The sequence below is a fragment of the Flavobacterium calami genome (genome assembly GCF_038290035.1).
GTDB classification, from domain to species: Bacteria; Bacteroidota; Bacteroidia; order Flavobacteriales; family Flavobacteriaceae; genus Flavobacterium; species Flavobacterium calami.
This window is the reverse complement of record NZ_JBBYHS010000038.1, coordinates 1-3,093: the sequence shown is the minus strand read 5'-3', so window position 1 is coordinate 3,093 and position 3,093 is coordinate 1. Positions and strand designations below refer to the sequence as shown.

Annotated in this window: 3 protein-coding genes; all 3 read left to right on the top strand. The window is 31.1% G+C overall.

Annotation, left to right across the window (positions count from 1 at the left end; genetic code table 11):
- The first annotated feature begins 287 nt into the window (after positions 1-287).
- The 3 genes from AAEO57_RS20735 (at position 288) to AAEO57_RS20725 (ending at position 2,840) form a co-directional block, all read left to right on the top strand.
- A complete protein-coding gene (locus tag AAEO57_RS20735; protein ID WP_341694934.1) occupies positions 288-887 on the top strand; it encodes a hypothetical protein in 600 nt (199 codons plus the stop codon).
- Between the two features lie 151 nt (positions 888-1,038).
- The gene (locus AAEO57_RS20730) at positions 1,039-1,836 is read left to right on the top strand and encodes a DUF6794 domain-containing protein (RefSeq protein ID WP_341694933.1); all 798 of its coding nucleotides are present in this window, start codon (positions 1,039-1,041) and stop codon (positions 1,834-1,836) included.
- A 614-nt stretch (positions 1,837-2,450) separates the two neighbouring features.
- The gene (locus AAEO57_RS20725; protein WP_341694932.1) at positions 2,451-2,840 is read left to right on the top strand and encodes a hypothetical protein; all 390 of its coding nucleotides are present in this window, start codon (positions 2,451-2,453) and stop codon (positions 2,838-2,840) included.
- Positions 2,841-3,093: the final 253 nt, after the last annotated feature.

Here is a 3,093-nt window from a genome sequence, read left to right as displayed (position 1 = left end):
CTAATTTACATAGGCATAGACGAAATTTATTACGATGAAGAAGTTTCAAAAGGTGTTGAGCTTTATAATTCTGAAACTGAAAAACTAATGAAAATAAAACCGAACCGCTAACAGCCGTTACACAAGATTTGGGCATTCGGTTGAATTTAAAGATGGTTTTGTACTTGGGAAATTTGTGTTTAACCGAAAAACCTCGCTTCTTTAATCCCAAACCTCGTGTAGCGCCGGAACGTTATATGCTATTTTATCAGAACATTCAATAAACCGACAACTTCGTTATGATAGGAATGGAAAAATTATTATACACAATTGCTGGATCAGTTATAACGCTGATTATAACTGGACTAATAAAACACTGGGAAAAGCAAGAGAATTTAAAAAAGCAAACACAAACATTACTTCAATTTATAGATAATATTATCATCAAGTACTTGACAATTTCGGAAAAAGAATGCAATCAGATTCTATTAGATATCGATAAGGACGAATTATTCGATTCGAGAGAAATGTATGTAAGTCCAATGTTAAACAAAAATATTTTTGATTTTTTTGAAAAAAAAGAATTGATGAAAATATTCAGCTATTGTAAACAAAACTCGCTTGTTGAATTATACCATAATTTTTACGAAATAGACTTTTTACAACAACGTTTGCCAATTATTATTTTGGAAAAATATACGGAGAAAATATTGGATCATTTCGATGGGAAAAAGTGTGAAAGCGATACATTTGAAACTCGCAATAATTGTCAATATTACCAACAACAAAAAAGACTTTTCACACGAGAAGTTGAAATGCGAAAAAATCATACTAAGGCGTTAATTGAAAGTTTCATTCAAATTAAAACTGAATTGAAAAATATTGATGAATTAAATGATGACGAATAATAAAAACAGCATATAACAGCCACTACAACGGATTTGGGCATTGGGCTTAATGGAAAAATGGTTTTGTATTTGGAATGATTTAGCAAATCCGAAAAATGGTCTTAATTTAATCCCAAACCCGCTGTAGTGCCAGAACGTTAGGCACAATGTTATGAAAAAACTGCTATCAATCATATATCTCATATTTGTAACCACAATTTGCATTGGGCAGACTAATGTTAAAAAATCAAAGCAAGAAGACAATGTTAGATTTACGATAGACACAATACAAGGTGTTTACATTCCAAAAGATTTAGATGATAGTTTTAAACAGATAAATTCATTTTGGGCTGACAGCACTAAAATCAAATTAAAGCAATTATCAGAAAATGAGTTTTCTGCAAGAGTGCATATGGGTTTTGGAATGTGGATGAGAAACAATTGGCAACTTTGGGGAGGTTCTAGACTTTCAAAATTTTTTAATAACAATGGAATATTTCATCCCGATGATATGTCAGGAATTATTTTGAATAGTTATCATCGATATTTGAACAACAATGAAATAAATTTTGAACAACAAGTCCAATACTATAAAGATTATTGGGAGAAATCAAAAAAGGCAGAAATAGAAAAAAAAGAAAGCGAGTTTGCTAAATATAAAATTACTGATACAATTAGTTTCAACTATACAAAAGGATTTGTCAATGAAGCACAAGAAAAGAAATTTGATAATGAGATTTGTATTGCGAAAGGAATTATTACAGAATTAAACAAGAAAGATTATTTCATTAAGGTGAAGATTATTGAAACTTGTGATAAAAAAGGAATTATATATTATGATAATGACGGTTATAGAATTTATGATCCTAAAACTCAAGAATGGAGCGATCCAAAAAAGCGAATAATTAAGCGAATAAAAAAAGGCAAACAGACTTGGTTTAATTATGAGGATTGGGAACCAAATGAATAGAAAACACTGTGCCTAACAGCCACTACAACGGATTTGGGCAATAGGCTTAATTGAAAGTTGGTTTTGTATTTGGAATGATTTGGCAAATCCGAAGAATAGGCTTAATTTAGTCCCAAACCCGCTGTAGTGCCAAGACGTTATACCTGATTGCTCCTTGGACGGACTCAAATGCTGAAAATTGATATTCTGAAAAATGGAAGTTAATAATTGCTCATAAACCGAACTTTGCGCATAGCCGATCTAAACCGAAAAAAAAATGGAATTTAATCGAAGTGGACAAGCAAAACGGAAATCACTTTGCGGACAATTGAATATCGAATTTTATTTTTGAGTTTAATTGAAATTTGCAACGTGGAAAAATATCAGAAAAGTAAATTGGAAGGTGGACAAACTTTCCGCAATAGGAATCGAATATTGAAACGTCTAATCTTTGGTGCTCAACAAACGTGTCGCAACCAGGTATAACAGCCGTTTGGCAAGATTGCGAATTTTGTAGTAAATTTACGTTTACATTTCGCAAGAAATTTTATCTTAGCAGAAAGTACTCGGTTACGAAGTTCGCAACCTCGCCAAGCGCCGGAACGTTATATGCCATTTTAAACCACTGATGCAAAATGAAAGACAGACTAAAAAATGCTGTTGAAAGCGAGAACGAAGAAGAATTAATAAAATGTCTTGATTTTAGACAGGCAAATAAGATTGATGCTAGTTATTATGACCTGATTGAAATGGCTTTATTAGGAACTTGGCATAGTCAGCACGAAGATTTAGTGAATACAATTTATTTAGAAAATTTAATTGATGACCGATTTGTGGAGCCAATAATCAATATTGCAATCAATAAAGAAATTTTTAGATGGTATGATGATGAATTGGAATCTACTTTGAGAAAATGTGTACATGCATTGAAAACAATTAACTCAAAGAAATCAAATGATGCCTTGGAAAAATTAGAAAAATTGAATAACGAAAATATAAAATTCGCATTAGAAATATATAAATAAAAACGGCATATAACAGCTACTACAACGGATTTGGGCAATAGACTTAATGGAAAGATGGTTTTGTATTTGAATGATTTGGCAAATCCGAGAATAGGGCTTAATTTAATCCCAAACCCGCTGTAGTACCAAGACGTTGTGTGATATATTTGAAAAAAAGGAAATTAGAGAATATTTATTTAAAAGAATGAACTATGAAAAATTTAATTAAATGTTTACTGTTAATTTTAAGTATAAGTCTAACATCATGCTATGG

Bases quoted from the DNA above. Each gene is read 5' to 3' on its own strand.
- AAEO57_RS20735 (WP_341694934.1), top strand. From the start codon at position 288: ATGGAAAAATTATTATACACAATTGCTGGATCAGTTATAACGCTGATT.
- AAEO57_RS20730 (WP_341694933.1), top strand. From the start codon at position 1,039: ATGAAAAAACTGCTATCAATCATATATCTCATATTTGTAACCACAATT.
- AAEO57_RS20725 (WP_341694932.1), top strand. From the start codon at position 2,451: ATGAAAGACAGACTAAAAAATGCTGTTGAAAGCGAGAACGAAGAAGAA.